This window comes from Pseudomonas monteilii NBRC 103158 = DSM 14164 (assembly GCF_000730605.1).
Taxonomy (GTDB): domain Bacteria; phylum Pseudomonadota; class Gammaproteobacteria; order Pseudomonadales; family Pseudomonadaceae; genus Aquipseudomonas; species Aquipseudomonas monteilii.
In genome coordinates this window covers 1-3047 of sequence record NZ_BBIS01000101.1, presented here as the reverse complement: position 1 = coordinate 3047, position 3047 = coordinate 1, and the positions used below count along the sequence as shown (strand labels likewise).

General features: G+C 55.0%; 4 protein-coding genes and 1 pseudogene. 2 read left to right on the top strand and 3 right to left on the bottom strand.

Going from position 1 to position 3047, the window contains the following annotated elements:
• Both PM2_RS31450 and PM2_RS29250 read left to right on the top strand, forming a co-directional pair.
• Positions 1–332, top strand: a pseudogene (locus tag PM2_RS31450) (hypothetical protein); the annotation flags it as partial.
• A gap of 170 nt (positions 333–502) precedes the next feature.
• Positions 503–1132, top strand: a complete 630-nt coding sequence (locus PM2_RS29250; RefSeq protein ID WP_028700103.1) for a recombinase family protein — start codon at positions 503–505, stop codon at positions 1130–1132.
• Between the two features lie 21 nt (positions 1133–1153).
• Here PM2_RS29250 and PM2_RS29245 read toward each other — a convergent pair whose 3' ends face one another.
• From PM2_RS29245 to PM2_RS29240, 3 genes are all read right to left on the bottom strand, one after another.
• Positions 1154–1498: a hypothetical protein gene (locus PM2_RS29245; protein WP_028700102.1), complete on the bottom strand. Its 345-nt coding sequence runs from the start codon at positions 1496–1498 to the stop codon at positions 1154–1156.
• 61 nt (positions 1499–1559) lie between these two features.
• Complete coding sequence (locus PM2_RS31320; protein WP_169739414.1) at positions 1560–1715, bottom strand: hypothetical protein; 156 nt, start codon at positions 1713–1715, stop codon at positions 1560–1562.
• A 118-nt stretch (positions 1716–1833) separates the two neighbouring features.
• Entirely contained in the window at positions 1834–2262 is a 429-nt protein-coding gene (locus PM2_RS29240) for a hypothetical protein (RefSeq protein ID WP_028700101.1), read from the bottom strand.
• Positions 2263–3047: the final 785 nt, after the last annotated feature.

The following is a 3047-nucleotide window of genomic DNA, read 5'->3' as shown; positions in this document are numbered from 1 at the left end:
AGACCGGCCGATATCCTGATGCTCATTCGCGCTCGTATGCAACACCAGCCGATATCTTTGCGGAACGTCCTGTCCCATTCGCGGATACACCCGCTGCGTCACCAAGCTTCTTGGCGTCGCCTCGCAGCTACGGGCCGATATTTATCCGGCACAACCAGTTCACGCTTGATGCCTACAAAAACGACATGACGACTTCGGAAGCCATGCTGCAGGCATCGAAGTACCTACCCGAATGGATCTACATCTACCATCCTGGTCAGCGACTGAGGAAGGATTCGATCCCGGCCGCCATATTCAACCAAGGCCGAGCACTCTACTTCGTAGGAAAATAATCCTGCTGGTCTTTCGTCGCTGGCTTTCGCAAGTCTGCGGCGATTTTTTTGGGTATGCCTTAGCTGATACGTCCGGGAGCACAGTTTCCCTGGCGCTCGAATTTGTAAGTAACGGTCTAACTGATACGCCTGAAAAACACCACCCAAACTGATACGCGAAAGGAAATCTGATGTTCGTACGCGCTTACCTTCGTGCATCAACTGCCGAGCAAGACGCCAATCGTGCCCGGGAGGCTCTACAGCAGTTCGCTGCCGACCATGGCAGGGCCATTGCTGCGCAATACGTTGAGAACGCCAGTGGTGCCAGAACTGACAGAGCAGAGCTGTTGAGACTGATAGCAGATGCCCATGCGGGAGACGTATTGCTCCTGGAAAGCATCGACCGGCTTTCTCGATTGCCGGTTGCTGATTGGCAGGCACTCAAGGCTGCGATTGATTCCAAAGGGCTGCGTATTGTCGCCCTGGATCTTCCGACCAGCCATCAGAGCATGAGAGATAAGGCTGGTGACGAATTCACTGACCGAATGCAGGCGGCGATCAACGGCATGATGATCGAGATGATGGCAGCTATCGCGCGCAAGGATTACGAGCAGCGTCGTGAGCGTCAGGCCCAGGGAATTCATCGAGCCAAAGCTTCCGGTGCTTACAAGGGGCAGCCGGCTGACAAGAACCTGCATCAGCGCATCGGTGAACTACTGGGCGCTGGCCTGGGTATTCGCGCGACTGCTCGCCATGCAGGTTGCAGTACCACGACGGTGCTTAAAGTTCGCGATCAGATGACCAGCAGCAATGTAGTTTGAAGGGAGGCGAGACGAGCCGGTTTAGCGGCTCAAGCGCTGCTTTAGCGCGCTGATAATTCTGCTGCGTAGGAAGAAAGCTGCGACCGATACAGCAAGCACTATCCCGCCCCCCAACTCTCCGAGGCGTACGAAGGCAACGATGTTTACTAGGGCAAGAACCATAATGCCGTAGAACTCTGCATTGGCCTTGCCAGCGGCCAGAGCCTGGTGCTCGGTGAGCATCCATTTCGGCGACAGACAGAAGGGGCATACAGATGACTCGGGATCACCACGGCCTAGGGGAACTCCGCTCACATAGAACGGCGCGCTGGTGATCACCTTCGGAACTATCATCTTTCTACAGCACTGGCATTCAACTTTGCTCACGATGCCATCCTCCCTGACTGGGCACGTGCTTTAACGTGACCTGATCGCTCACTTCATCCAATTACTCGGCAGTCGAGTTTGGGTGTGTTCCGTTGTGTCTGCTGTTGTCGTGTTGCTTGTCCAGGTAAGCGGCAATCTTGTAACCAATCGCAGCGGTAATCCCCAGGGCGCAGAGCACGCCGAACACTGAGTAGATCAGTAGCTCAAACCGGTCCATGTTCTTCTCCCGTGCTGGTGGCCATCAGAGTCTAAACGACTAGTTCACTGTACAGAAACTCACAGCAAATTCGCATGCTGGTTCAGCGTTCTAGCGCCGACAACTGGCGGGCACTGATTCAGTCTGCGAACGTGCCGCCGTGATCGAACCACAGACCGTCGCTCATCGAGTCGATGCCGTACGCATTTCCCACGACATCGACGCAGCCATCCATCATCGGCAGCCCGTTGGCCGGGTTGACCCAAGTGTTGTCCATCTGATCCATGAAGCTGCTCAGCAGGCTGTAATTGTCAGCCTGAGTCTGCATGACGGGCTCGATCCAGACGGCGTTATCTTCGATATGAAGATTGAGCGGATCGGTTGACCTCTCTTCTTCGCCAGTCAGCGAATCGGGATGCTGGTACCACGTGCGCTCACTGCAGATGTTGAGACCGTCATGCAACACGACTGCTTTCCCTTGGCTGGGATAGATTACTGTGGTGTACAGCGGTTTTTTGGGTTGGGCGATTGAGGCCATCAGATTGGAAATGGTGGCGAGCAAATTCATGTTGGTGCTCCTCGGTGTAGGTGAGTCCAGTCTCCCCTCGATCTCGGAAAACCCAAGTGGCTGATCTGATGCTTTGGATGGCCCTGACATCCGCTTCGCGACACATCGTAAAAACAGGGCTCACCTCCCATCACTTGCTTATGGGAGTCTGACGGTTCACCTCACATAGAGAGAATCTGCCGATTATGACCGAAGGGGTGTCGTGAAGAGGTGTTGCGGCTGCAAGCCGCATGAATACTGGGTTTCAGCATATTCACTGGCTTTAGCTGGGCGATTGGCGTTGTGAAGGGGTGTCGTCAAGAGGTGTTGTGAAGGGGTGTTGCCGCTGTAAGCCTCATGAATACTGGGCTTCAGCGTGTTCACTGGTTCTAGCTGGGTAATTGGCGTTGTGAAGGGGTGTCGTTAAGAGGTGTCGTGAAGGGGGGGGGGGCCGCAAGCCGCATGAATACCAGGCTTCAGCGTTTTCACGGGCTTTTTCCAGGCAATTAGCGTTGTGAGCGGGTGATGTCAGTATGATGCCGCTCCTGAGGGAGTAATCTGTTCGCAAGGGAGCCTCAGTGGTAGCAACAAACCAGCGTCAGATGACGATCCTGCATCAAAGGTGTAAGTACAGGGCTCCGGCTGCGACGAGAAACGGACGGCAGATGACGGTGCGTCTTCCCGAGCGCAGGGCCAGTACGGAGAATGGGCAACGAATGACGACGGTGAAGTGTGTTCATAATAGTCAGATAGTGATCGGTAGACCGAGCCGGTCAAGAATGGCCGCCGAAGGTGGCTGCTTGCGG

Excerpts from the sequence above, each read along its gene's own strand:
- PM2_RS31320 (WP_169739414.1), bottom strand. The coding sequence starts at position 1,715 with ATGGACCGGTTTGAGCTACTGATCTACTCAGTGTTCGGCGTGCTCTGC.
- PM2_RS29250 (WP_028700103.1), top strand. The coding sequence starts at position 503 with ATGTTCGTACGCGCTTACCTTCGTGCATCAACTGCCGAGCAAGACGCC.
- PM2_RS29240 (WP_028700101.1), bottom strand. The coding sequence starts at position 2,262 with ATGAATTTGCTCGCCACCATTTCCAATCTGATGGCCTCAATCGCCCAA.